Below are 24500 nucleotides of genomic sequence, written 5' to 3'. Positions count from 1 at the left end.
GGCTTGGTCAGCTGGCCCGGTAAGCGGCCAGGGCCACCATGGCCCAGGCCACGATAAAGGCCAATCCGCCAAGAGGGGTAATGGCGCCCAGCCATTTGACGCCGCTGATGGCCAATATATAAAGGCTGCCGCTGAACACCACGACGCCGACAAACATCAGCAATCCGGCGTTGCTGAGCAAAGGCGAACCGAAGCGCGCTCCCAGGCTGGCTATTGCCAGCATGCCCAGGCCATGAACCAACTGATACAGCACAGCCGTGTGCCAGACCGCAAGCATCTCGGGCGCGAGGACGCGCTTCAAGCCATGGGCGCCGAAAGCGCCTGCCGCTACGCCAAGGAGCAAAGTAAGGGCGGCCATGACAACAAGTTGTCGGTCGGTCATGTTTGAGTTCTCCTGGAACGATGTATTGGCCTGTAGTGTATATCCAGGAAGGCCCTGCCGCTCCTTGCCGTCCGCCGGCTTGGTGATATGATGAATTCGTTCATGCCGCAAGTTTTTTTACTCGAATTCCCACGACCAGAAGGCCGCAACACTATGTCCAGCGATGAAGCGATTTCAGGCTCCGGCGAACAGCAGGCCCTTCATGGGGGCGAAATTCCAGGCCCGGATTCCGCATTGGCTTTGCACGACGATGCGGAGATCGGCGCCACCTGGAAATCGGTCGTGGCGTCGGTGCTGTATCACAAGGGCCAGGCTCCCGTAGATGTCCCGATCGACCAGATCGAGCGCTATGTGGGTCAAGGACAGCATCTGCTGTGGATAGGCCTGAAAGACCCGGAGCCTGAGCTGATCGCGCAGTTGGGGGCCAAGCTGGGCTTTCCGAGAAAGGCCGTGGAAGAGATCAACGAGGTGCATCGGCGCGCAAAGATCATCGAGTATGGAGTATTGACCCAGGTTGTGGCGATTACGGTCGAAGTCGACACTATGCGCCCCGCTTTCGGCGAAACCCAGATTCTGATCGGCAAGGGTTTTCTGGTGACGGTGCGGCGAGGCGCAACGGCATCGCACCGGGAACTACGCGAGCATCTCGAGAATTCGCCCGAATTCCTGGATCGGGGCAGCGACTATATTGCATCGACTTTGCTGGATTTTTTGGCCGACCGCTACGTGATTGCCGCGTCCAAGCTCGAAACCGGCATCGAAGCCGTCGAGCAGAAGTTCCTGTTGCGCGGTTTTCACGACACCGATGTGCGCCGATTGTATCGGCAGCGCCGGGATTTATTGCGCATCCATGTGGCTATTTCCCCCCTGGTTGAGATTTGCCGGCGCCTGTCGCGGGTCGAAATGGGAAATATCGACGAGAACTGTCGCGGCTACTTTGGCGAAGTCGCCGACCGTGTGCAGCGTGTCGACGAACTCGTCAATAGTCTGCGCGAGGCCCTGGCGTTCGCATTCGAGGCAAGCCTGATGATAGGGCAGTCGCAGCAAACCGACATTACCAAAAAATTGGCGGCGTGGGCCGCCATTTTGGCGGTGCCCACGGCCGTCGCGGGTGTCTACGGCATGAATTTCAAAGTCATGCCGGAGCTGTCGTGGACCTATGGGTATCCCGCCGTCATGGCGCTTACCGCAGCGGCATGCGGATTTCTTTACTGGAAGTTTAAAAAAACCGGATGGCTGTAGGGCCGGCTTCAATCAGCGAGGTGGCGTCATGAGCGGCATAACGCATGAGGTAAGGAATCAGGTTCCCGAATTAAGCGATTACAACGTGTACCTGAGTGATCTTGCCTTGCAGGAAGCGGTAAAGCGGGATGGGGCACAGTGGCACGACGAGGCGCTGCGCCACTACGGTGCGCGGCTTGGTTCGAAAGAAACCCTCGCATGGGCTCATGATGCCAATCGCCACAAACCCGAGCTTGAGGCCTTTGACCGATGCGGCCTGCGGGTCGATCGCGTTCATTTTCATCCGGACTGGCATCGCATTATGCGCATGGCATTTCTTCAAGGCATGCATTCGAGTGCCTGGTCCGATCCCAAGCCCGGCGCCCAGGCGGCGCGGGCGGCGACTTATCTGCTTCACGGCCAGGTCGAGGCGGGATCTTTGTGCCCCGTTACCATGACCTCGGCGGCGATTCCGGTATTGCGCGAGGAGTCCTGGTTCGATTCCATATCGCCCCTGCTGTATTCGCCGCAGTACGACGAGCGGGATCTTCCACTGTCTTTCAAAACCAGCATGACGATCGGCATGGGCATGACCGAGAAGCAAGGCGGCTCCGATTTGCGCAGCAATGCCACCAGAGCGCTGCCGGTCGGCGCAGCGGGGCGCGGGGCGGAATATCGCCTGCTCGGCCACAAGTGGTTTTTTTCCTCGCCCGCTTCCGATGCGCATCTGGTTCTGGCCAGGCATGGAGATCGGCTTTCGTGCTTTTACGTACCGCGCTGGTGCGCCGACGGCAGCAAAAACCAGGTGCATATACAGCGCCTGAAAAACAAGATGGGCAATCTTTCCAATGCCAGTGGCGAAGTGGAATTCAACGACGCTTCGGCCATTATGGTGGGTGAAGAGGGGCGCGGCATCGCCACGCTCCTGACCATGGCTTCCTACACGCGTCTGGATTGCATTCTGGGCAGCACGGCACTGATCAGGCAGTCGCTGGTGCAGGCCTTGCATCATGCCCGGCATCGCCAGGCGTTTGGCCGCGCATTGATCGACCAGGAACTGATGCAAGCGGTGCTGACCGATCTGGTTCTTGAGAGCGAGGCCGCTACAGTGCTGGCCATGCGCCTGGCACACGCGTTCGACGCCGGCGGTGATCTGCTCGATCGGGCATACCGCCGCATTTTGACCCCTGCGGCCAAGTTCTGGGTGTGCAAGCGCGCCATAGCCGTGGCGGCTGAATGCATGGAAGTGTGGGGCGGCAATGGTTATATCGAAGACGGGCCCATGCCGCGCTTGCTGCGCGAGGCTCCGGTCAATTCGATCTGGGAGGGTTCGGGCAATGTCATATGCCTGGATGTGTTGCGTGCCATGAAAAGCCATCCCGATCTGGCGCAGGCTTTGGCCCAGACACTGTCGCACGACTGCGCCGACGAGCCTTTGCTGGCCGATAGCGCCCGCGGCTTGATATCATTGCTCTCAGGCAAAGGGGAAACTCTCGAATCGGCCGGTCGTCTTGTGGCCCAGGAACTGGTGTTGCTGGTACAGGCCTGCCTTTTGCGGCGGCATGCGCCGCAGGCGCTGGCCGATGCGTTCATTCTCACGCGTTTCGGCGGGCGCGGCGGGCGTGTGTTTGGGGTTTCGCAACGCCCGGCCCCGAGTCTGCTGGAGCGCGCCTGGCCTATGTAGCAAACACCGGCCCCGTGGCCGGTTCAGTTTGCAGGGCAAAAAACCGTGTTTCAGGGTGGGGCATCTGTAAAATCATGATCGGCATTTTCTGTATAGTGAGGCGTTTTCGAGGCGTGCATGAATAGCTTTTTAAATATATTGGTGCGCAGATTGGTGACCATGGCATTTTCGAACCGGCGCTCGAAGATGCTTACGTTCATCATGGCGGTGATTCTTGCCGCATTGGGAACATTCAATATCCTGAACAAGCCGGCGGCAACGGCGCGCCCCGTCCAGCACGAGGCGCCCGGCGAAAACTATGCGCTCACGGGCAGGGTGGTGCGGGTGGCCGACGGCGATACATTCACTCTGCTTGTCGACGGCCGCCAGCAGCGTATACGCATGGCCAGCATCGACGCCCCCGAAACCACCAAGGACAGCCAACAGCCGGGCCAGCCCATGGCTCAGGCATCGAAAAAGTCGCTGGCCGACATGATTGCCGGCCAGACCCTCAGCCTGATCTGCTTTGAACACGATCAATTCGGCCGCAATGTCTGCGATGTCCCCCTGGGCGACGGCAGCACGGCAAACCAGAAACAGGTCGCGGCGGGCATGGCTTGGGCAAATATGGAAGGCCGGGGCAAGTATATGCGCGACGCCAAAATTCCGGAGCTCGAGCAGCACGCCAGGCAGGCAAAGCTCGGCCTGTGGCAGGAACCCAACCCGATCCGTCCCTGGGTGTGGCGTTATCAATGCTGGAAAAAAGGCCAGTGCTAGCCCCACCGCAAGGCGCCGGCCGCTATGTGCTGGTACTCCTGGCGGGCCTATTGCTGGGGGGCTGCGGCCGTGAACCCGTCAACAGCCCCTATGCACAAGGTGCCACACAGGAAAATACTCTGTACACGGCTTTTACCCAGCGTTCCCCCAAGTACCTGGATCCGGCCAGCTCATACTCGACCGATGAAACCCCGTTTACGTATTCCATTTACGAGCCCTTGTATGGCTACGAATATCTGCAGCGGCCGTATGAATTGGCTCCGCGCGCCGCGGTTGCCGTCGCGCAGCCGTTTTATCTGGATCAGGCCGGCCAACGCCTGCCGGAACAGGCGCCTGGAACTTCGGTGGCCGTCAGCGTATACGACATCAAGATCAAGCCCGGCATCCTGTTCCAGCCGCATCCCGCTTTCGCAAAAGAAAAATCAAGGCAATACAGCTATTGGCCTTTGGCCGCGGGAGCCCTGGATGGCAAGTTTTCAATCGGCGATTTCAAGAAAACCGGTACGCGGGAACTTACGGCCGACGATTACGTTTATGCCTTTCGCCGTCTTGCTAGCCCCCGCGTAGTCTCGCCCATCTATGCCGTCATGGCCGAGCATGTAGTGGGAATGCGCGCATACGGCGAACGGCTCAAGGCCCAGGACCAGGCCTTGCGTGCCCAGCGCCCGGCCGGCTCGGCGCTGCCCTGGCTGGATTTGCGCCAGCAAGGCTTCGATGGAGTACAGGCGCTCGATGCGCATACTTTGCGCATCAAGGTCGTGGGCAAGTATCCGCAATTCAAGTATTGGCTGGCCATGACCTTTACGGCCCCGGTACCCTGGGAGGCGGACCGTTTTTATCAGCAGCCGGGCATGGCGCAGCATAATTTGTCGCTGAATACCTGGCCAGTGGGTACCGGACCCTATATGTTGACGGAGTCGATTCCAAACCGGCGCCATGTGCTGTCGCGCAATCCGAATTTTCACGGCGAGCCTTATCCCTGCAAAGGCGAGGCGTCGGATCGCGCCGCCGGCTTGCTTGCCGATTGCGGCAAGCCCACTCCGTTTATCGACAAAATCGTGTTTACGCTGGAAAAGGAAAGTATTCCCCTGATGGGCAAGTTTATCCAGGGCTATTACGATGTGCCGCAAGTCGGCGCCGGCGACATAGGTGTGGCCATGCGAGTGGCCGCCGGCGATTCGGCCGAAAAAGCGTCTTTGTACAAAGACCATGGCATACAGTTGCAGGCATCGACCGAAGCGCAGATTTTTTATTTTGGCTTCAACTGGCTCGATCCTGTCGTGGGCCAGGGCGACACTCCGGAGCGGCAGGAAAAAAATCGCAAACTCAGGCAGGCAATCAGTATTGCCTTCAATTGGGAGCAATACGTTTCGATTTTCCAGAACGACCAGGCCCAGGTGGCGTATGGCCCGATCCCTCCTGGAATCCTGGGCTACCAGGCCCTGCCTGAAGGGATCGATCCTTATGTCTACACTCTCAAGGACGGGCATGCCGTGCGCAAGCCTCTGGAGGCGGCCAAGCAACTGCTGGCCCAGGCCGGCTATCCGGGCGGGCGCGACGCCAAGACTGGATCGCCGCTCATCCTGCACTTCGATTCGGCTGCCGGCATGGGTTCGAACGCCACGCTGAATTGGATGCGCCGGCAACTGGATGCCCTGGGTATACAGCTCGAAGTGCGAGCGACCGACTACAACCGCTTCCAGGACAAAATGCGCAACGGAACCGCCCAGATGTTCATGTGGGGCTGGGTAGCCGACTATCCGGACGCGGAGAATTTTCTGTTTCTTCTGTACGGGCCCAACGCCAAGGCATCGAAGGGCGGAGAAAATGCCTCCAATTATCACAGCGCCGAATTCGACCGCCTGTTCGAGCAGATGCGCTTTCTCGATGATGGCCCGGTTAAAGAACAGATTGTTCATCGCATGATCGCCATCGTCCAGGCCGATGCGCCCTGGATGTTTGGCTTTTTTCCCAAATCGGGCGGCGCTTACCAGGCCTGGGTGGGCAATGCCAAGCCAACCCAAATGGTGCGCAACACCTTGCAGTATTACAAGATCGACCCGGCGGCGCGCGCGCGGAAAATCCAAGAGTGGAATCCGCCGGTCTGGTGGCCGATGTGGTTGATCATCGGCCTGCTGGCATTAAGCGTATATCCGGCCTGGAGGGTGGTCAGGCGGCGCGAGCGGGCTACGGCATTGGCCGGGGGCACCGCCGGAGAGGAGCATCATGACTAGCTATATCGTGCGTCGCCTGCTTTATGGCGTACTGGTCTTGATCGGCGTCAATGTGCTGACTTTCGCGCTGTTTTTTGCCGTCAATACGCCCGACGACATGGCACGCCTGTCTATTGGCGGCCAGCGTGTCAGCCAGGCGGCCGTTGACAAGTGGAAGGTCGAGCGGGGTTATGACAGGCCGCTGTTTTTTAATCCGCGCGCCAGTGGCGCGGCGAAATTGACTGATACGATTTTCTACGCCCGTTCGCTGCCTTTGCTGCGTTTTGATTTCGGCTTTTCCGACGGCGGAAACGATATAAGCCATGAGATTCGCGAGCGCATGGGCCCAAGCCTGGCGCTGGCGCTGCCAACGTTTGTGCTGGGCCTGTTCGTGTGTATTGTCTTTGCCCTGCTGCTGGTGTTTTTCAAAGGCACTTCGCTGGATTTCTCCGGGGTTGTGGTGTGCGTCATTTTGCTGTCGATTTCCGGTCTGTTCTATATCATTGCCGGCCAGTGGCTGTTCGCGAAAATCTTGCGCTGGGTCCCGTATTCGGGTTTTCTTGATGGCTGGGGCAGTGCCCGCTTCCTGGTGCTGCCGGTTCTGGTTGGCGTTTTGTCGCGCATGGGCGGCGAGGCGCGCTTTTATCGAACCCTGTTTCTGGAGGAGATGAGCAAGGATTATGTGCGCACCGCGCGAGCCAAGGGGCTTGCCGAACATATTGTGCTGTTTCGCCATGTACTGCGCAATGCCATGCTGCCCATCCTGACCGGAACTGTGTCGGCCATACCGTTACTGTTCATGGGCAGCCTGATTTCGGAGTCTTTTTTTGGCATTCCCGGTTTGGGCAGCTACACCATCGACGCGATTAATGCCCAGGATTTTTCCATAGTCAGGGCGATGGTGTTTTTAGGTTCGGCCCTGTATATAGTAGGCCTGATCCTGGCCGATATTTCATACACCCTGGCCGATCCACGGATTCGATTCGAGTAGCCGCATGCCAAAATTTGTGTTTCTCTGGACCGATATTTTTCTTTTCTGCCTTGTGTCGGCGCTGGTGCTGTATGGCTTCAAGGTGCGGCGCTCCGCTGCCTTGCGCGCCACCTGGGGGCATGTGGCACGCACGCCCACCGCAATGTGTGCCGCCGTGGTCCTGCTTGTGTTTGGTCTGGTCGGCATGCTGGACTCGGCGCACTACAGGCCCTTGTTGCCGCCCGAGGCAGGTTCGAGCCGGGGGGCCGCCGCCGTGTATGCGCCCTTGCGTTCGGTGCTTGACGATGTGCTGGCGCTGACGCAACTGAGCAAGCCGGAAAAAACCTATTCGGCGCCGCTGGCATTGCGGCAATTCACCAAGGAAAACGAGCTGATCCACGGCAAGCCTGTGCGTGACTATCCGCGGCTGCAGCACGCGGGTATGCATTTGAGCAGCGACTCCGACCGAGGCGCCGATATTCGGCAACGGCTGCTTTGGGGCGTGCTGGCGGCTATTGCATGCGGCATGGCGGCGGCCCTGATTCTAACCGTCATGTTCTTGAAGCAGGCCGGGTCGTTTTCGCGCGCCTCGGCTATCTGGTGGCATTCCGAAAGCGGGGTTCCATGGCGCGCCATGTGGCTGACGTTTTGCGTATTGGCGCTCATTGTGTGCGTGGCGGCGGCGTTAAGCACCAATTACCATGTTCTTGGCACCGATCGAACCGGCAACGATGTATTGAAGCAAGCCTTGAAAAGCGTGCGCACCGCTTTGGTCATAGGCACTCTGACCACCATGGCCATGTTGCCGCCGGCCCTGGTTTTTGGCATTTCGGCGGGTTATTTCAAGGGCCGCGTCGATGATGCCATCCAGTATGTTTATACAACTCTTACGTCGATTCCCGGCGTATTGCTGATTGCCGCGTGTGTGCTCATGATGCAAGTCTATATCGACAACAATCCGGCTCTGTTCGACACGACCGCCGCGCGTGCCGATCTGCGCCTGTTTCTGCTCTGCCTGATTCTGGGCCTGACCGGCTGGGCTGGCTTGTGCCGCCTGTTGCGCGCCGAGACCCTGAAGCTGCGCGAACTCGACTATATACAGGCGGCTAGGGCTTTTGGGGTGTCGCACTGGCGCATCATGCGCAGGCACCTGCTGCCCAATGTCATGCATATTGTGCTGATTACCATGGTGCTCGAATTTTCCGGCCTGGTGCTGTATGAAGCGGTGCTGTCCTACCTGGGCATAGGCGTCGACCCAAGCACTCCGTCGTTCGGCACCATGATCGATTCGTCGCGCCTCGAGATGTCCCGCGATCCCATGGTCTGGTGGAATTTGTTCGCGGCATTCGTTTTCCTGCTGGCGCTGGTCTTGTCGGCCAATGTCTTTGCCGACGCGGTGCAGGATGCCTTCGATCCGCGCACGCGCAAATTCCGCCCGCAAGGCTTGCGGCCTCGTGCCCCGGGTCGCCTGCGGGGCGCCGCCGATACGGAGGGAGCATGACCGTCATCGCCCACGATAGGCCGGCAGGCAAACAGGCCGTCCTGTCAGTGCAGGATTTATCGGTTCGCGTGGAGAGTGATTCAGGCTTGTTCGAGGCCGTCAAATCCCTGCGGCTTGTCGTAGAGCAGGGGCAAACCTTTGCGCTGGTGGGTGAATCGGGCTGCGGCAAGAGCATGACGGCGCTTGCCTTGCTGCGCTTGCTTCCCGAGGCGGGACGGATCACGGGCGGGGCGGTCAGGCTCGATGGCCTGGATTTGACCCGGCTGCCCGAGCAGCGCATGCGCGCCGTCCGGGGCGGCCGGATCGGCATGATTTTCCAGGAACCCGCCACCAGTCTCAACCCGGTTTTGAGTGTGGGCCGTCAAATCGTCGAAACCTTGCTGGCTCATACCTCGTACCGTGGCGCGGCGGCTTCCGGGCGAGCCATGTGGTGGCTGGCGCGGGTCGGCATCCCCGACCCACGGCGGCGCTTTCATGATTACCCCTTCCAGTTTTCGGGCGGGCAGAAGCAGCGCGTCATGATTGCCATGGCGCTGGCGGCCGAGCCCGGGCTGCTCATCGCCGATGAACCTACAACCGCGCTGGATGTAACGGTCCAGGCCCAGATTCTGGATCTCCTGGCCGACATCCAGGATGAGATGGGCATGGCGATTTTGCTCATCACACATGACCTCGCCGTTGTAAAAAACGTGGCTGATCATGTGGCACTGATGCGTGCGGGGGAAATTGTTGAAACGGTCGATGTGGCAACTTTCTTTGCCAATCCGCGGCATCCTTATGCGCGTGAATTGCTCGCGGCCATTCCCGCTTTCGAAAAGCGCGGCCGTCCGTTGAGCACGAAGACGCATGAGCGGGCCGATGCGCGGCAACACCCGCCGCAGTCCGCCATCCGCCCCGATTCCGCCGACTTACATGCCACGGCGCCCGTGCTGCGTGTGGAAAACCTGTCTGTGCAGTATCTGCGGCGCAGCGGCTTTTTACGCCGTACAAGCGGCTCGATCGATGTGGTGCGCGATGTGTCGTTCGATCTTTGGCCTGGCGAAACATTGGCTTTGCTGGGCGAGTCGGGCTGCGGCAAGACCACCACCGCCAAGGCCTTGTTGCGTTTGCTCGATAAGCGGGCCGTGGTCGGGGGCGAGGCCACGCTAGGCAAGGAAGTTCTGTTGTCGGCGGGCGGGGCGCAGCTCAAACGCTTGCGCCGCAGCATACAGATTGTGTTTCAGGATCCGTATGCCTCCCTTGATCCGCGCATGCTGGTGGGCGAGATACTCGATGAGGGATCCGCGGCATTGCGGCCCGATCGTACGCCGGCCGACCGAAAGGCGGCGGTGCGCGATTTGCTCGACCGAGTAGGCTTGCCCAAGAACACGGTCGATCGCTATCCCCATGAATTTTCAGGCGGCCAGCGGCAGCGGATTGCCATTGCACGGGCTTTGGCGGTCGAGCCCAAGGTGCTGATCTGCGACGAGCCTACGTCGGCCCTCGATGTGTCGGTACAGGCGCAGATCCTCGAATTGCTGAAAACCCTGCAGGGCGAATTCGGCATTGCGTATCTGCTTATCACGCATAACTTTGGCGTGGTTGAATACCTGTCCGATCGCATTGCCGTGATGCATGAAGGCTCGATTGTCGAAATAGGCAGCACCGAAACGGTTCTGAAGGCCTCCCGGCATCCCGAAACGCAGCGCCTGCTTGCCGCCGTGCCGCGCCTGTAAAGTGCTGATAGCGCTTCTTGTTCGAGTGCCTGGGCGTATACCGCCTATAATCCAGACAAGAAGGCCTCTGGCCTTGTTTTCAGGGATTTCAACCCCACTTTGCTTCTATGACATTAAAAGTTTTCGATCTGCAGTGTGAATCCGGCCATATATTCGAAGGCTGGTTCGGTTCGCTCGACAATTACGAGTCGCAGCGGAGCAGAGGCTTGCTGACGTGTCCGGTGTGTGGAAGTGGCCAGGTAAACAAAAAACTGTCTGCGCCGCGCTTGAACGTCGGCCATCCCCCGGATCCCGCCGAGCGGCCGGCGGCGTCCATGGCCTCGAATGCAGTGGCGGCCCCGGCCAGCCGACAATTGGCGCAATTGCAGGCCGAGGTAATGCGGCAGATACGCCAGATGGTGCGCAATACCGAAAATGTAGGCGAGCAGTTCGCCCGGGAGGCGCGCCGCATGCATGAAGGCGAGGTCGAAGAACGTGCCATTCGTGGAACGGCCACCATCGAAGAGCGCGAATCGCTGGCTCAGGATGGGATTGTAGTGATGCCTATACCCGATTATCTGGATGACGATCGCTTGCAATAGGCATTTTCATCTTCCGACTCGGCCATGCCTATGCAAGCGAAGCCTGCAAGGCACGTGGCCGATTCGTATCGGAGTTACATGACGCGGCTGCGGTATTCCCCTGTGCGCGTGTCGATTTCGATTTTGTCGCCAATTGCGCAAAACAGCGGTACATTCAGGTCCATGCCGGTATTGATCTTGGCGGGTTTCAAGACTTTGCCCGAGGTATCGCCACGCACGGCGGGCTCGGTGTAGATGATTTCACGCACCACGATGGTGGGCAGATCGACCGAGATGGCGCGATCGGCATAGAACACGACTTCGACCTTCATGCCTTCTTCCAGATAGTTGAGCGCATCGCCCATGCTATCGGCTTCCACTTCGTGCTGGTTGTATTCTTCGTCCATGAAGACATACATGGGATCGGCGAAATACGAATAGGTGCACTCTTTGCGGTCCAGGACCACGATTTCGAATTTTTCGTCGGCCTTCGATACCGATTCGCTACCGGAGCCTGTCAGCAGGTTTTTGAATTTCAGCTTTACGACGGCCGAGTTACGGCCCGATTTGTTGTATTCGGCCCTCTGCACCACCAGGGCGTCGCTGCCCACCATTACAACGTTACCAACGCGCAGTTCTTGTGCGGTTTTCATGTTTAAAAAAACTCCGGGATAATTTTGCTCCGCCAGATGCCGAAAACTGCCGGGCCGGAGCACGATTTTGTACAAAACTCAGCATTTTAACCTGTTTGCAGGGTTTTCATGCAAAAAGCGAGCAGGGAACTGCCCAAATCGTTGTTTCGAGCCATTTTTTCCGCCCAAAGACGGGCTTGAGCCTGCCATTGAGGCCATTCGCCAGGACTTAGCGCTTCATCGAGTCGAGTGCCGAATTCGTGTTCCTGGGCCGTGTTCCAGGCATTCATCAGGCCGTGAATGGCTGGTTGGAAAGGAGTCCGCGCCAGCCATGCCCGTAATTTGACGAGATGAACAGCCTCTTGCTGCTCGTAAATTTGCCATACGAAGGGCCGGCCCGCCCAGATGGCCCTGACCAGCGAATCCTCTCCGCGCACGAAATTCAGGCCGCTGCTCCAGAGCAGGCGGTCAAAGTCCGCCTGGCCGACAAACGGGATCTCGACGACGTGCACCCGTGGATTTCGCTGATTTTTGAGCGTTGGGCAGACACCTGCGGGCACCAGTATTACCGATGTATTGTCATCGCGTCCCAGGCTTTGCAGCAGGCCCGCCACGGGCGCATTGGGATAGCAAAACAGGTACACCTGGCGCCAGCCGTGCATCAGGCCCTCGATCATGGCGTCCGGCACGTGCAGGCTGCGCAGCAAATCCCTGCGCAGCACAGGCTGGGCTAGCCAGCGCTCGCGTGTATCGAGCAGTTGCGCTTCGCGCAGCAGCCCGCCTGTTCCCGCTGTAAAGCCGGGAAAGAAAAAGGCTTTGCGCAGGCCGCTGGCCTGGAGAGAAGGCAGGGCATGGCAGCTCTCGACCCAGTCTTCGGCGCTCAGATACTCCAGATTGATCCACAGGCTGTTCCCTGCGTTCATGCGGGCAATGAACGCAGGAGGTGGCGTGCAGGCAAAGGCCTCGACGACGACCTGATAAGGCCGCAGATCGGGTGGGCTATCGGTCCAGCGCACGAGTTCGATGCCGTGGATGGTTTGCCGGCCCTGCCCTGGATCGACGCCGGATTCGATTTTGGCGAAACTGTGCAGATCGTCCACCCACAGGCGGACACGACTTACGGGCGCCATGCTCGTCAATTGCCTGGCCAGGCGCCAGCAAACTCCGATATCGCCAAAATTATCGATGACACGGCAAAAAATATCGAAATCGATCGGGACAGAGGGGGAGGAGGAATCGATCATACAGGCCAGGCAAAGCCGGTTTGCCGGGGCAGCGGCTTTGCCTGAAAGGCGGTTCAGTGAAAATGGACGGGATTCAGGTCGATTTCCTCGGGAAGTTCAGGGTGCATCATTTCGCCCAATGGGTTGGGAAAATAAGGGGCGCCGCAATCGTCGCAGAACTCGGCTGCGTACAAGCCGGGCAGGCGCCGGACATCGATCACTCCCAGTTCCTTGAGCAAAGCGGCGATGTCGTCGGGGATGTCGGCCTGCTCGCTGTCGGTGCCTTCGGAGGCGGCTTCCTCTTTGCTGAGGATGGGCCAGATGCATCCGTAAATGACATCGTTGCTTTGCTTGGTGCTGAAGCCGACCCGATATTCTTCGATAGTTGATTCGCCGCAGCCGGCGATTACGGCATGCAAATCGCTTGCAGGCAGATTTGCCGCGGTCTGCAGCCATGTGACAGCGGCTTTCAGGGCAAGAGGCCGAATTTGGCGATCGGCCTCGCGGTTGCTGATGTAGTAGGCATCGGGTTGCAGGTGCTCGAAATTGCAACCGGTAAATAATGCGCCCAGCGCATCGGTGCTGTCGGCAGCCCAGTTGGCGAAACATTGTTCGCGCGTTGCCGAGCCGGAAGCCTCATCGGACTGCCAGCGAAACAGCGGGGCTCCCTTTGGAACCACAATGGCCCCCACGACAAATCGCGCGTCGGCCAGCATGCCTTCCGAATCGGGCAGTGCCTTGACAGGAAATGGCTCGGTGCTTGGAGCGAGGGCGGCCAGCCCCAGCCGCTGGGTCCATGTCCAGGTTTCCTGGAACGATTGCGGCATCTGGTCGAAACAGATGAGGTCCGGAATGAGGGCCAGGTGAGCGCCTTCGGCGAGGATATGAGCGCTTAGCTGTTTGTGGGTAGCCTGTTGGACGGCTTTGCTCAAGCGGCCGTTCGGCAGTTGGTACCGGGTCCACGCAACGATCGGTGCGGAAAACAGCAGGGCGTCGTAGTCGACACCGTCGACAGTCAGCCGTGTCGATTCGGACATGGTTTCGGCTTGTTCCACCAGAATTTCGTAGGCATTCAGGTTTTGCGCGACAAGATGCTCAAGCGCGGATTCTATTGCTTTGTTCTTTTTGCCTTGCAACAGTTTGCTGATATGCGCGCCAAGCAGGTTTTCCCAGTATATGTCTTCAAGACGGCATCCGGAGCGCGCAAGCGACTCGGACAGCGCTATAAGGCGCTGGGCGTCGCGAGACAATCGAGGAAGATGAGGGGAAGGCGTACGTGACATATGCTGGAAATCGGCCTTTTATGAAGTAATAGAGCCTAGTGTAACGCGGGGCCTGTTTTTCGGGATCGTTCGGGCAATAAGCGATCAAAAGATGCCCGGCAAGCCGAGCAAGCGTGACAGGCCAGAGTTCCCAAACGCCGTGCGACGTTTGAGAACTCTGGGGGGCCGACCTGCGGGCAGGCCGTCAGGCAGCCAGCAGGTCGCGCAAGACAAAGGGCAAAATTCCGCCGTGCTCGTAGTAGTCGACTTCGGTGGCGGTGTCGATGCGCAGCAGCATGGCTACATTCTGGCTCGTACCATCTTTCCGGTGGATGGTCAGCGTGACGTCCTGTTGCGGCTTGATGCCGTTTTCGGTACCGGAAATGTCGAAGGTTTCTTCGCCCGTGATGCCCAGTGATTCGGCACTGTCCTGGCCCTTGAATTGAAGCGGCAGAACGCCCATCCCGACCAGGTTGCTGCGGTGTATGCGCTCGAAGCTGCGAGCGATTACGGCTTTGACCCCCAGCAATTGCGTGCCTTTGGCCGCCCAGTCGCGCGAAGAACCTGTGCCGTATTCTTCGCCGCCGAAAATGACGGTCGGGACGTCGGCCGCGACATACTTCATGGCGGCGTCGTATATGGACAGGCGTTCCTGTGTGGGCTGGTACAGCGTTTCACCACCCTCGAAGCGGCTGCCGTCGGGGTTTATGGGAATCATCAGGTTCTTGATGCGTACATTGGCAAAGGTGCCGCGCATCATGATTTCGTGGTTGCCGCGACGCGAGCCATAACTGTTGAAGTCTTGCTTCATGACGCCATTCTGCTTGAGCCATGCGCCGGCGGGCGAGCTTTCCTTGATGGATCCCGCTGGAGAAATATGGTCGGTGGTGACCGAGTCGCCGAAGATGGCCAGTACCCGTGCGCCCTTGACCTGAGGCATGGGGGCCGGCGTCATGCCGAAACCGGCAAAAAACGGAGGTTCGGCAATATAGGTGGATTCGGGCCAGTCGTAGACGTCGCCTTGCACGCCGGCAATCTGTTTCCAAAGCTTGCCGGGATTGGACTTGATCTGGCTGTAATTGGTCCGGAAGGCGTCGGCGTCCAGGGCCTGGCCCAGCAGAGCCTGCACTTCGGCATTGGTGGGCCAGATATCTCCAAGCCAGACATCGCCATTCTTGCCTTTGCCGACGGGTTCGGTCATGAGATCGCGCAACACGGTGCCGGCCAGCGCGTAGGCCACGACCAGCGGAGGCGAAGCCAGGAAATTGGCTTTGACGTTGGGGTGGATGCGAGCCTCGAAGTTGCGGTTGCCCGAAAGTACGGCCGAACAGACCAGGTTGTTTTGATTGATGGCTTCATTGAGCTCGGGCGTCAGATCGCCCGCGTTGCCTATGCATGTGGTGCACCCGTAGGCGGCAACATCGAAGCCGAGCTTATCCAGGTACGGCAGCAGGCCGGTCTTGCTCAGGTATTCGGTTACGACACGGGATCCGGGCGCAAGCGAAGTCTTGATATGCGGGGGGACTTTCAGGCCCGCTTCCACCGCCTTTTTAGCGAGCAAGCCGGCTGCGAGCATCACACTGGGGTTGGATGTGTTGGTGCATGATGTAATCGCGGCGATGACGATATCGCCATTTTTCACTTTGGCGCCTGCGCTGGTGGTAAATACCTGCCCGAGTTTTTCGGCGGGCTGGTTGAAACCGTTTTCCGCCGTCTTCCTGGAGTACAGGTCGATGAAGTTGTTTTTGACCTGGCCCAGTTCGATGCGGTCTTGCGGGCGTTTCGGGCCGGCCAGCGACGGCGTGACGCTGGAGAGGTCCAGAGTCAGGAGCTTGGTGTAGGCGATGTCTTTGGCATTTGGGATGCCGTACATTTCCTGGGCCTTGAAATAGGCTTGCAGGGCGTCGATTTCGTCTTTGGTGCGGCCCGTGCCTTTGAAGTACTCGATGGTGCGGTCGTCGACCGGGAAGAAGCCCATGGTGGCGCCGTATTCGGGCGCCATATTGCCGATGGTTGCCCGGTCGGTGACCGAGAGGCTGGATGTGCCGGGACCACAGAATTCGACGAAACTGCCCACGACTTTTTCTTTGCGCAGCATTTCGGTAATGGTGAGCACCAGATCGGTGGCGGTGACTCCGCCGCGCAGCTCGCCCTTGAGCTCGACTCCGACCACGTCGGGAGTCAGGATGTAAACAGGCTGGCCCAGCATGCCGGCCTCGGCCTCGATGCCTCCTACGCCCCAGCCAACCACGCCGATGCCGTTGATCATGGTGGTGTGACTATCGGTACCCACGAGAGTGTCGGGGTAATACACATTGTCCTGGGCGTTGTAGTGCACGCCGCGAGCGAGATATTCCAGATTGACCTGGTGCACGATGCCGAATCCTGGAGGCACGACGCCAAAGGTATCGAAAGCCTGCATGCCCCATTTGAGGAACTGATAGCGTTCTTTGTTGCGCTGGAACTCGAGCTTCATATTGAGGTCGAGCGCATTTTTCGTGCCGAAATAATCGATCATGACCGAGTGGTCGACCACGAGATCGACGGGCACCAGCGGTTCGATGCGTTTGGGGTCTTTGCCCATTTTGGCGGCTACCGAACGCATGGCCGCTATATCGGCCAGGAGAGGAACCCCGGTAAAGTCCTGCAATATGACTCGGGCCACGACAAAAGGAATTTCGGCCGAGCGTTTGGCGACGGGCTTCCAGCCGGCCAGCTCCTTGACATGCTTTTCGGTAACTTTCTTGCCGTCGCAGTTGCGCAGCACGGATTCCAGCACGACGCGTATCGACACGGGCAGGCGTTGTACGTTGATACCCAGGCTTTTGCCGAGCGCAGGCAAAGAATAGAACTGGGCCGTTTTGCGCCCGACCTTGAATTTTTGCAAGCTATTGAATGTGTTGTGCGGCATGGTGAGCTCCGTAAGAGGATTGGCGGTCGGCTTCAATTGGAACATGCGGCGCATGCGAACCCGGATGGCGCGGCGTTTTCAATTTACCAGGACTGCCACATTTTAGGCCCGATTGCGGAAGTTTTGCAGATTCGGCGCGGGATAATTTTCGGTGTCGGCCCTGCCCAAGTCGGCAAGCGGGCATCCATCCTGGCGGATCGCCACAAAAGCCACCCCCACGCATCGATCATTAACGGCACGGGGCGCCCATTTGGGCGCCCCGTGGTCCTTCACACAATCACACAACTAGGTCGTGCTGCCGCCTATACGCCGACGGAGTCGGCGATTTCCTTGAAATCTTCGATCTGGTCGAAGTTCATGTAGCGGTAAATCTGGTCGCTGCTCTGTTTGAGGACACCCATATCGGCCATGTATTCCTCTTTGGTAGGAATACGGCCCAGGCGCGAACAAATGGCGGCCAGCTCGGCCGAGCCCAGGAATACGTTGGCATTCTTGCCCAAACGATTGGGGAAGTTGCGCGTGCTGGTGGACATGACCGTGGCGCCTTCACGCACTTGGGCCTGGTTGCCCATGCACAGAGAGCAGCCGGGCATTTCCATGCGTGCACCGGCTCCGCCCAGAACGCCGTAATGGCCTTCTTCGGTGAGTTGTTTCTGGTCCATTTTGGTTGGCGGAGCCACCCAGAGCTTGACGGGGATGTCGCGCTTGCCTTCGAGCAGCTTCGAGGCCGCCCGGAAGTGCCCGATGTTGGTCATGCAACTGCCGATGAATACTTCGTCTATGTGTGTGCCGGCCACATCGGACAGGGTCTTGACGTCGTCGGGATCGTTCGGGCAGGCCAGGATGGGCTCATGGACGTCGGCCAGATCGATTTCGATGACTGCCGCGTACTCGGCGTCGGCGTCGGGTTCGAGCAACTGGGGATTGGCCAGCCACGCCTGCATGGCCTTGATCCGGCGACTGATCGTGCGCTCGTCTTCATAGCCATTGGCAATCATCCATTTGAGCAGTGTGATGTTGCTGTTGATGTACTCGATGATCGGTTCTTTGTTGAGACGCACGGTGCAGCCGGCAGCCGAACGCTCGGCCGAGGCATCCGAGAGTTCGAAGGCTTGTTCCGCCTTGAGGTCGGGCAATCCTTCGATTTCCAGTATGCGGCCCGAAAAGATGTTTTTCTTGCCTTGTTTTTCGACAGTGAGCAGGCCTTGCTTGATGGCGTACAGCGGGATGGCATTGACCAGGTCACGCAATGTGACGCCAGGCTGCAAAGAGCCTTTGAAGCGCACCAGCACCGATTCAGGCATATCCAGCGGCATGACTCCGGTGGCTGCGGCAAAGGCCACCAGGCCCGAGCCCGCGGGGAAGCTGATGCCGATGGGGAAGCGGGTGTGCGAATCGCCGCCCGTGCCGACGGTATCGGGCAGGAGCATGCGGTTCAGCCACGAGTGGATGATGCCGTCGCCGGGGCGCAGCGACACTCCGCCGCGGGTGCTCATGAAGGTGGGGAGTTCATGCTGTGTCTTGATGTCCACCGGTTTTGGATAAGCGGCGGTGTGGCAGAACGATTGCATGACCAGATCGGCCGAGAATCCCAGGCAGGCCAGGTCTTTCAGTTCGTCGCGGGTCATCGGGCCGGTGGTGTCCTGGCTGCCGACCGATGTCATCTTCGGTTCGCAATAGACACCTGCGCGAACGCCCAGGCCTTCGGGCAGGCCGCAGGCGCGTCCCACGATTTTCTGGGCCAGTGTGTAGCCTTTGCCGGAATCGGCAGGATTGACAGGCAGGCGGAACAGGGTCGAAGGCGGCAGGCCCAGCGCTTCGCGGGCCTTGGCGGTCAAGCCGCGGCCTATGATTAGCGGGATGCGGCCGCCGGCGCGGACTTCGTCGAAGAGCACGTCGGACTTGACGCTGAATTCAGCAATGACCTGGCCATTTTTCAGTGCCTTGCCTTCATAGGGGCGCAGTTCCATGACATCGCCCATTTCCATCTTGGACACATCAAGCTCGATCGGCAAGGCGCCATCGTCTTCCATGGTGTTATAGAAAATGGGGGCGATCTTGCTACCCAGGCAAACACCGCCGAAGCGCTTGTTGGGGACAAAAGGAATGTCTTTGCCGGTATGCCAGAGCACTGAGTTGGTGGCTGACTTGCGCGAGGAGCCGGTGCCGACGACATCGCCCACATAAGCGATGGGATGGCCTTTTGCTTTCAGGCTTTCGATGAATTTGATAGGGCCGATTTTGCCGGGCTCTTCGGGTTCGATACCGGGGCGCGGGTTCTTGAGCATGGCCAATGCGTGCAGGGGAATATCCGGGCGGCTCCAGGCATCCGGGGCCGGGGACAGATCATCGGTATTGGTTTCACCGGTGACCTTGAATACGGTAACGGTCAGGCTTTGCGGGACTTCGGGGCGGTTCGTGAACCATTCGGCATCGGCCCAGCTTTGCAGGATCGATTTGGCATATTGGTTGCCCTTTTCAGCTTTTTCCTGAACATCGTGGAACGCATCGAATATGAGCAAGGTCTTTTTCAGGCCCGCTGCCGCGATGGAGCCCAGTTCGGTGTTGTCCAGCAGCTCGACCAGGGGCGCGACGTTGTAGCCGCCCAGCATGGTGCCCAATAGCTCGGTCGCCTTTTTACGGTCGATCAGGGGACAGGCCGTCTTGCCAAGTGCAATGGCTGCCAGGAACGAGGCCTTGACTTTGGCCGCATCGTCGACTCCGGCGGGGACCCGGTGTGTGATGAGATCGAGCAGGAAATCGGCTTCGCCAGCCGGCGGATTTTTGAGCAGTTCAATGAGGTCTGCCGTTTGTTGCGCGGACAGGGGAAGGGGGGGGATGCCTAGTGCCGCGCGTTCGGCGGCGTGTTGGCGGTATGTATCCAGCATGATGGCGTGCCCTTTGGTCGAGGGTTGGGAAGGAGTAATAACTGCCCAATTGTAAAAGGAAGCCTGCTTTCAAGCAAATGTCTTATATCTTATATAAGAGTTAGGAAAATGCTTGTGGCAAGAATGTGACGTTTGTTCGCAAACGTGGTGGTTGAGTGGGCTGGTGCATTTTTGGTTTAAGTGGTTACGGTGCTGAACGTGTTTCTGTGATTTTTGTTTTGAGCCGTTTTTAGGCTTGAGGCGTGAGTTTGGGCTGCCTGTACTGGTTTGAGCTGTGACTTTGGATTGGGCTTTGGTGCGTTGTCTGTGTGGGCGGCGGTTGATTCTATAAAGACGCCGCAGGGTGGGCGGTGCTGTGCAGTCCGGCACGTCCAGCGGTCGTGGCGCTGCGCACCCCGACTGCCCGGGTCTGCCTCGTCCAGGCGGGCGTCGGGCCAACTCGCGCCGCCCCGCGCTGCGGGTCGTCACTCAAACAGGGCCCGCCGAAGGCCCCCGCCTTCCCTTCGTCAGCACCCGGCGCTGGACTACCGCCGGACTGCACAGCACCGCCCACCCTGCGGCTTGCGTTGAGGCAATGCATAGAGGGAAGCGTTAGGGTCATGCACCGAGAGAAACATGCACCGAGAGAAACGTTGAGGTCATGCATTGAGGTATACCTTGGGCCGGCACGTTCATTCCAGGCATGCCATTACGTGAGCCGTCTATCGGGGCTTGGGGTCAGGACCGGCGTAAGGCGTGCGCCGGATGCTACCGTAGGGAAGGCGGGGGCTTTCGGCGGGCCATGTTTGAGCGTAGCCCCGCTCCGCGGGGCGTAGCGAGTTTGGCCCGACGCCCGCCTGGACGAGGTAGATCCGGATCAAGCACGCCGTGCCGGTCCTGACCCCAAGCCCCGATAGACGGCGTCTTTATATACCAATACCCCATCCATCAAAGAATGCCGTAAACACTTCGACCAAAAATGGCCTAAGCCATCAGTTCCTGGTACTGAGGATGGCGTTGCAGATAGGCTGCCGCATACGAGCACACCGGGCGCACTTTCCAGCCGTGCGCGCTGGCGGTATCCAGGGCGGCTTGAGTGAGGTCGGCGGCAATTCCCTGACCGCCGACAGCCTCGGGAACACCCGTGTGGATAATCGTCATGAGCTTGCCGCTCAACCGATAGTCGAGAACGCACAATATGCCGTCTTCAAGCCATTCGAATCGTTGTTGTGCCGGATTGTGGGTGATGCTGCGAGTCATGCCGAGCCCTTCAAAGTCCTGCGGTGATGTTTGCTTCTCTATTTCTATATTCTAGGCGTTACATTTTTAGAAGCAGGAACGACCACAGCACTACCATTGCAATCAGACCGACATAGCAGCCGCCCCACAGGCCGATAAGTGGCCATTTGATGCCGGACGGGATGCTTTTGGGATCGACGTGCTGAAGCATGCGATTGGCGTCGCCTATCAGCCAGAAGCGGCTGTTGGGCAAGCTGATGCGGAAGAAATAATCCATCAGTATCGATAAGCGAATGGACAGAGAATAGCGTTCGAAGGCTTGCTGTTTCAGGTAGGGATGCTGAAACAGTTCGTTGGTTTTTCGAAGCTTGAACAGAATGATCGTCAGTCCGGAAATCAGCGAAGCCAGAAAGCACGCGACGAACACGCTGAACACGAAGGGAACGACGTAGGCATAGATGGAATTGAACATAGGTCGGGCGAAAACGATACAGGGTGTTGGGCAAAATGTGGCCAAGCGCGAGCCATTGTAAAAGCTTGTGTGCAGGGCTTGTATGCTGAATCAGGCCCACTATACTGGTTTTTAGCGGCCTGCTCTGGCGGCGATCATAGTGCACGTGCAGGTTGCTGGCAATGTGCTGGTTCAATTCCAGGCTTTTCACTTTGACGGGAGGTAACACCATGCAAAAATTTTCATGTAAATTGCTGGCGGCGAGCGCGATGGCGATGGGTGCCCTGGGGGTGGCGCACGCCGGCATGCCCGCCCATGCCTTGGAGCAGGGCAGTTATGCGAATCAGATCTTGGCGAAAGATGCTCTGGCAGGGGTTACGGCCAAGGTTCACACTCTCGGTTGCAGCAACCCGCAGCGCTACCAGCCTTATGTAATGCAAAAACCCAGCGGCCAGGCCGGTTCGCGTGCGTGGCAAGAGCAGTGGGTGGTCGATGGCTGCGGCAAGCAATATCCGGTGCTCCTGAATTTTCGCGAGGAAGGCGCCAAGGGTGCCAGCTGGAACATCGTTAACTGATCCAGGTTCATCAACGGGGTGTCCCGGCGCCGAGTGCCGGGCTACGCCCCCGGGGGTGTGCGCAGGGTAGAGCTCAGCCGCAACATGTCGAAGAAACTGTCGACCATGATGGCGGCGTTGGCTTCCAGGTCGAAGCTTTCGGGCATGAATAGCCAATCGCCCATCAGGCCGGTAATCATGGCATGCAGCAATACGGCCGCCCGCCTGGTGTCGAGATCGACTGGCAGTTGCCCGAGAGCGACCGCGCTGCGCAAACTATGTTCAATGCGCTCCCGGCCGTCCGCGCAAGCTTCCTGGTGGCGCTCTATCACGGAGCCCATTTCATCGGTGTATTCGCATTTGTGAAACAGGATTTCGAGTACACGGCGGCGCTGCGGATTGCGGGCGGTTTCGCGCAGCACTAATGTAAAAATTTTACGCAAGGTACCGACTGGATCGTTGTCCGGGTCGTTATCGCGACACCTCTCGATCATGGTTTCCATGGGCAGGCGAATCCGGTCGAACATGACTGTGAACAAATCGGCCTTGTTCTTGAAGTGCCAATAGATGGCGCCGCGCGTAACGCCTGCGGCTCGGGCAATATGTTCCAGCGACGTGCGGGACACCCCGTTTTCGTGAAATATATGTTCAGCGGTATCGAGTATCCGGTTACGGGTTTCGATCGCCTCTTCCTTAGTGCGTCGGACCATTTCTGCCTATACCTGGCAAGCCGGAAAGTGCGGCGTAAGCGATGCACCGGTTCCCCGCTTCGGTTTTCATTTTTTGCTGGATGAAAATCGTGATTATATTATTTTTTTAGCCTTTACCTTCAATACTGAATGTATATATAATGGCGGCCGAAGATCGAATAGATCGTGTCAGTTTCGGCTGTTGTGCATTATGTAGCCTTTATCGCCTGCCGCCGGGTCGTGACGAGTACTTGCTCACGGCCCGGCGCGCTGCGTTTCATCCGGCAGACGTCGCGGGGTGGCGTACTTCCTGACCCATGGCGCGGCTGGCGAGCCCGCGCCGGATTTCGATCAGCTATCCACGAACGCATTACGCGGGATTTGGGTCTCCGCGGTACGAGCGTGCCAGTTTTTTTACCTAACTACTCAGCCTAGGCATAGAGGTTGCTCCATGCGTTTCGGTCAGATTCCGTTGAAGTCGGTTTATGGTTTTGCTGCGGTCATAGTGCTGGCGCTGGCAGGTTGTGAGAAGACGTCGCCGCCGACGCCGCAGCCATTAGAGGTAGGCGTCATTACCGTGCACCCCCAAAGTGTGGCGGTCAGCAGCGAGTTGCCTGGTCGCACATCGGCCTACCTGGTTGCCCAGGTGCGGGCGCGAGTCGATGGTATCGTTTTGAGCCGCGAATTCAAGGAAGGCAGCCATGTCACTGCCGGTCAGCGTCTGTACAAGATCGACCCCGCGCCTTATCAGGCCGCGCTTGACAGCGCCAAAGCGAGCTTGCAGAAGGCGCAGGCGAACCTTGCCTCGACTTCCGCCCTGGCTTCCCGCGACAAGGTACTGGTGGCGGCCAATGCGATCAGCAAACAGGACTACATCAACGCGGTGGCAGCGCAAAAGCAGGCTGCCGCGGACGTCGCCACAGGCAAGGCGGCTCTCGAAATCGCGCGGATCAATCTGGGCTATACCGATGTGACGTCGCCCATCACCGGCACCATTGGCGTCTCCAGTGTGACGCAGGGTGCTTATGTACAGGCAAGTGCGGCGACCCTGATGGCGACCGTCCAGCAGACCGATCCGATTTATGTGGACGTTACCCAGTCGACTGTCGACCTGATGCGCCTGCGCCGCGAACTGGCTAACGGCCAGTTGCAGCCGGCCGGGCTTAATGCCGCGAAGGTGCAACTGGTGCTGGATGATGGGTCTGTCTACCCGCTGGAGGGCAGGCTGGAATTTGCCGATATCACGGTCGACCAGACCACAGGGAGCGTGAGGCTGCGCGCTGTCTTTCCAAATCCCAGGAAAGTGCTGCTGCCGGGCCTGTTTGTACATGCTCGCCTGCAGGAAGGCATCAATGATCGTGCGATGCTGGTGCCGCAGGTTGGAATCACCCACGACGCCAAAGGCTTCCCCACGGCGCTTGTCGTGGGGCCGGATAACAAAGTTGAGCTGCGCTCGCTGGTCACGAGCCGCGTGGAAGGCCCCAACTGGGTTGTCGACAGCGGTCTGGAACCGGGCGACCGGGTTATTGTCGCCGGCGTCCAGAAGGTCCAGCCGGGTGTCACGGTGAAGGCGGTTGAACAATTGGCGACACCGGCGGCGGTTTCCGGTTCGGCCGCGCCCAATCCGCCGCCCAGGCCCTCATCCTCGACCCCAGCGCATTAACCGGGAG

General features: G+C 58.9%; 19 protein-coding genes. 10 read left to right on the top strand and 9 right to left on the bottom strand.

The features are described from left to right. Nucleotides 1–7: 7 nt before the first annotated feature. Nucleotides 8–382: a DUF423 domain-containing protein gene (locus LSG25_RS09220; protein WP_232744360.1), complete on the bottom strand. Its 375-nt coding sequence runs from the start codon at nucleotides 380–382 to the stop codon at nucleotides 8–10. Nucleotides 383–535: 153 nt separating this feature from the next. On the opposite strand from LSG25_RS09220, the gene LSG25_RS09215 reads away from it, so the two are divergent. The 8 genes from LSG25_RS09215 to LSG25_RS09180 all read left to right on the top strand — a co-directional run bounded on the left by LSG25_RS09215 (nucleotide 536) and on the right by LSG25_RS09180 (nucleotide 11023). Then, nucleotides 536–1624, top strand: coding sequence for a magnesium and cobalt transport protein CorA (locus tag LSG25_RS09215; RefSeq protein WP_232744359.1), 1089 nt, complete (start codon nucleotides 536–538; stop codon nucleotides 1622–1624). Between the two features lie 28 nt (nucleotides 1625–1652). Then, nucleotides 1653–3287 (top strand): isovaleryl-CoA dehydrogenase, encoded by a 1635-nt coding sequence (locus tag LSG25_RS09210; RefSeq protein WP_232744358.1) that lies wholly within the window; start codon nucleotides 1653–1655, stop codon nucleotides 3285–3287. A 117-nt stretch (nucleotides 3288–3404) separates the two neighbouring features. Next, nucleotides 3405–4043 (top strand): thermonuclease family protein, encoded by a 639-nt coding sequence (locus tag LSG25_RS09205; protein ID WP_232744357.1) that lies wholly within the window; start codon nucleotides 3405–3407, stop codon nucleotides 4041–4043. Continuing rightward, on the top strand, nucleotides 4019–6277 hold the full coding sequence (locus LSG25_RS09200) for an ABC transporter substrate-binding protein (protein WP_232744356.1): 2259 nt from the start codon (nucleotides 4019–4021) through the stop codon (nucleotides 6275–6277). Before LSG25_RS09205 ends, LSG25_RS09200 begins: the two co-directional genes overlap by 25 nt. Further along, nucleotides 6270–7247: an ABC transporter permease gene (locus LSG25_RS09195; protein ID WP_232744355.1), complete on the top strand. Its 978-nt coding sequence runs from the start codon at nucleotides 6270–6272 to the stop codon at nucleotides 7245–7247. Before LSG25_RS09200 ends, LSG25_RS09195 begins: the two co-directional genes overlap by 8 nt. Before the next feature lie 4 nt (nucleotides 7248–7251). Continuing rightward, nucleotides 7252–8727 carry an ABC transporter permease gene (locus LSG25_RS09190; RefSeq protein WP_232744354.1) on the top strand — a complete coding sequence of 492 codons (1476 nt, stop codon included), beginning with the start codon at nucleotides 7252–7254 and terminating at the stop codon, nucleotides 8725–8727. Next, nucleotides 8724–10442 (top strand): ABC transporter ATP-binding protein, encoded by a 1719-nt coding sequence (locus LSG25_RS09185; protein WP_232744353.1) that lies wholly within the window; start codon nucleotides 8724–8726, stop codon nucleotides 10440–10442. The genes LSG25_RS09190 and LSG25_RS09185 overlap by 4 nt, the downstream gene beginning before the upstream one ends. 107 nt (nucleotides 10443–10549) lie before the next feature. Then, a complete protein-coding gene (locus tag LSG25_RS09180; protein ID WP_232744352.1) occupies nucleotides 10550–11023 on the top strand; it encodes a DUF1178 family protein in 474 nt (157 codons plus the stop codon). Between the two features lie 74 nt (nucleotides 11024–11097). Here the strand turns inward: LSG25_RS09180 and efp are convergent, their stop codons facing one another. The 7 genes from efp to LSG25_RS09145 form a co-directional block, all read right to left on the bottom strand. After that, on the bottom strand, nucleotides 11098–11655 hold the full coding sequence (gene efp / locus LSG25_RS09175; protein ID WP_232744351.1) for an elongation factor P: 558 nt from the start codon (nucleotides 11653–11655) through the stop codon (nucleotides 11098–11100). Between the two features lie 86 nt (nucleotides 11656–11741). Beyond that, a complete protein-coding gene (earP, locus tag LSG25_RS09170; protein WP_232744350.1) occupies nucleotides 11742–12878 on the bottom strand; it encodes an elongation factor P maturation arginine rhamnosyltransferase EarP in 1137 nt (378 codons plus the stop codon). A 53-nt stretch (nucleotides 12879–12931) separates the two neighbouring features. After that, on the bottom strand, nucleotides 12932–14140 hold the full coding sequence (locus tag LSG25_RS09165; protein ID WP_232744349.1) for a DUF2863 family protein: 1209 nt from the start codon (nucleotides 14138–14140) through the stop codon (nucleotides 12932–12934). A 184-nt stretch (nucleotides 14141–14324) separates the two neighbouring features. Further along, complete coding sequence (acnA, locus tag LSG25_RS09160) at nucleotides 14325–17030, bottom strand: aconitate hydratase AcnA (RefSeq protein WP_232744348.1); 2706 nt, start codon at nucleotides 17028–17030, stop codon at nucleotides 14325–14327. Between the two features lie 302 nt (nucleotides 17031–17332). Continuing rightward, on the bottom strand, nucleotides 17333–19918 hold the full coding sequence (acnB, locus tag LSG25_RS09155; protein WP_232744347.1) for a bifunctional aconitate hydratase 2/2-methylisocitrate dehydratase: 2586 nt from the start codon (nucleotides 19916–19918) through the stop codon (nucleotides 17333–17335). A gap of 963 nt (nucleotides 19919–20881) precedes the next feature. Beyond that, nucleotides 20882–21157, bottom strand: coding sequence for a GNAT family N-acetyltransferase (locus LSG25_RS09150; protein WP_232744346.1), 276 nt, complete (start codon nucleotides 21155–21157; stop codon nucleotides 20882–20884). A 58-nt stretch (nucleotides 21158–21215) separates the two neighbouring features. Beyond that, a complete protein-coding gene (locus LSG25_RS09145) occupies nucleotides 21216–21608 on the bottom strand; it encodes a hypothetical protein (protein ID WP_232744345.1) in 393 nt (130 codons plus the stop codon). Between the two features lie 209 nt (nucleotides 21609–21817). On the opposite strand from LSG25_RS09145, the gene LSG25_RS09140 reads away from it, so the two are divergent. Further along, complete coding sequence (locus tag LSG25_RS09140) at nucleotides 21818–22162, top strand: hypothetical protein (RefSeq protein WP_232744344.1); 345 nt, start codon at nucleotides 21818–21820, stop codon at nucleotides 22160–22162. A 41-nt stretch (nucleotides 22163–22203) separates the two neighbouring features. On the opposite strand, the gene LSG25_RS09135 is transcribed toward LSG25_RS09140, so the two are convergent. Further along, nucleotides 22204–22851: a TetR family transcriptional regulator gene (locus LSG25_RS09135; RefSeq protein ID WP_232744343.1), complete on the bottom strand. Its 648-nt coding sequence runs from the start codon at nucleotides 22849–22851 to the stop codon at nucleotides 22204–22206. A gap of 430 nt (nucleotides 22852–23281) precedes the next feature. Between LSG25_RS09135 and LSG25_RS09130 the strand changes: the two genes are divergently transcribed. Next, complete coding sequence (locus tag LSG25_RS09130; protein ID WP_232744342.1) at nucleotides 23282–24493, top strand: efflux RND transporter periplasmic adaptor subunit; 1212 nt, start codon at nucleotides 23282–23284, stop codon at nucleotides 24491–24493. Nucleotides 24494–24500 lie beyond the last annotated feature (7 nt).

The organism is Paralcaligenes sp. KSB-10, from assembly GCF_021266465.1.
Classification (GTDB): Bacteria; Pseudomonadota; Gammaproteobacteria; order Burkholderiales; family Burkholderiaceae_B.
Note: the sequence above shows the minus strand (reverse complement) of the source record. Positions and strands in the feature narration are given on the sequence as shown.

What these genes read in the sequence shown, in the direction of transcription:
- LSG25_RS09145 (WP_232744345.1), bottom strand. Translation starts at nt 21,608, where the DNA reads ATGTTCAATTCCATCTATGCCTACGTCGTTCCCTTCGTGTTCAGCGTG.
- LSG25_RS09180 (WP_232744352.1), top strand. Translation starts at nt 10,550, where the DNA reads ATGACATTAAAAGTTTTCGATCTGCAGTGTGAATCCGGCCATATATTC.
- LSG25_RS09185 (WP_232744353.1), top strand. Translation starts at nt 8,724, where the DNA reads ATGACCGTCATCGCCCACGATAGGCCGGCAGGCAAACAGGCCGTCCTG.
- LSG25_RS09150 (WP_232744346.1), bottom strand. Translation starts at nt 21,157, where the DNA reads ATGACTCGCAGCATCACCCACAATCCGGCACAACAACGATTCGAATGG.
- LSG25_RS09200 (WP_232744356.1), top strand. Translation starts at nt 4,019, where the DNA reads ATGCTGGAAAAAAGGCCAGTGCTAGCCCCACCGCAAGGCGCCGGCCGC.
- acnA (WP_232744348.1), bottom strand. Translation starts at nt 17,030, where the DNA reads ATGCCGCACAACACATTCAATAGCTTGCAAAAATTCAAGGTCGGGCGC.
- LSG25_RS09205 (WP_232744357.1), top strand. Translation starts at nt 3,405, where the DNA reads ATGAATAGCTTTTTAAATATATTGGTGCGCAGATTGGTGACCATGGCA.
- LSG25_RS09220 (WP_232744360.1), bottom strand. Translation starts at nt 382, where the DNA reads ATGACCGACCGACAACTTGTTGTCATGGCCGCCCTTACTTTGCTCCTT.
- LSG25_RS09140 (WP_232744344.1), top strand. Translation starts at nt 21,818, where the DNA reads ATGCAAAAATTTTCATGTAAATTGCTGGCGGCGAGCGCGATGGCGATG.
- LSG25_RS09210 (WP_232744358.1), top strand. Translation starts at nt 1,653, where the DNA reads ATGAGCGGCATAACGCATGAGGTAAGGAATCAGGTTCCCGAATTAAGC.
- earP (WP_232744350.1), bottom strand. Translation starts at nt 12,878, where the DNA reads ATGATCGATTCCTCCTCCCCCTCTGTCCCGATCGATTTCGATATTTTT.
- efp (WP_232744351.1), bottom strand. Translation starts at nt 11,655, where the DNA reads ATGAAAACCGCACAAGAACTGCGCGTTGGTAACGTTGTAATGGTGGGC.
- acnB (WP_232744347.1), bottom strand. Translation starts at nt 19,918, where the DNA reads ATGCTGGATACATACCGCCAACACGCCGCCGAACGCGCGGCACTAGGC.
- LSG25_RS09190 (WP_232744354.1), top strand. Translation starts at nt 7,252, where the DNA reads ATGCCAAAATTTGTGTTTCTCTGGACCGATATTTTTCTTTTCTGCCTT.
- LSG25_RS09215 (WP_232744359.1), top strand. Translation starts at nt 536, where the DNA reads ATGTCCAGCGATGAAGCGATTTCAGGCTCCGGCGAACAGCAGGCCCTT.
- LSG25_RS09130 (WP_232744342.1), top strand. Translation starts at nt 23,282, where the DNA reads ATGCGTTTCGGTCAGATTCCGTTGAAGTCGGTTTATGGTTTTGCTGCG.
- LSG25_RS09195 (WP_232744355.1), top strand. Translation starts at nt 6,270, where the DNA reads ATGACTAGCTATATCGTGCGTCGCCTGCTTTATGGCGTACTGGTCTTG.
- LSG25_RS09165 (WP_232744349.1), bottom strand. Translation starts at nt 14,140, where the DNA reads ATGTCACGTACGCCTTCCCCTCATCTTCCTCGATTGTCTCGCGACGCC.
- LSG25_RS09135 (WP_232744343.1), bottom strand. Translation starts at nt 22,851, where the DNA reads ATGGTCCGACGCACTAAGGAAGAGGCGATCGAAACCCGTAACCGGATA.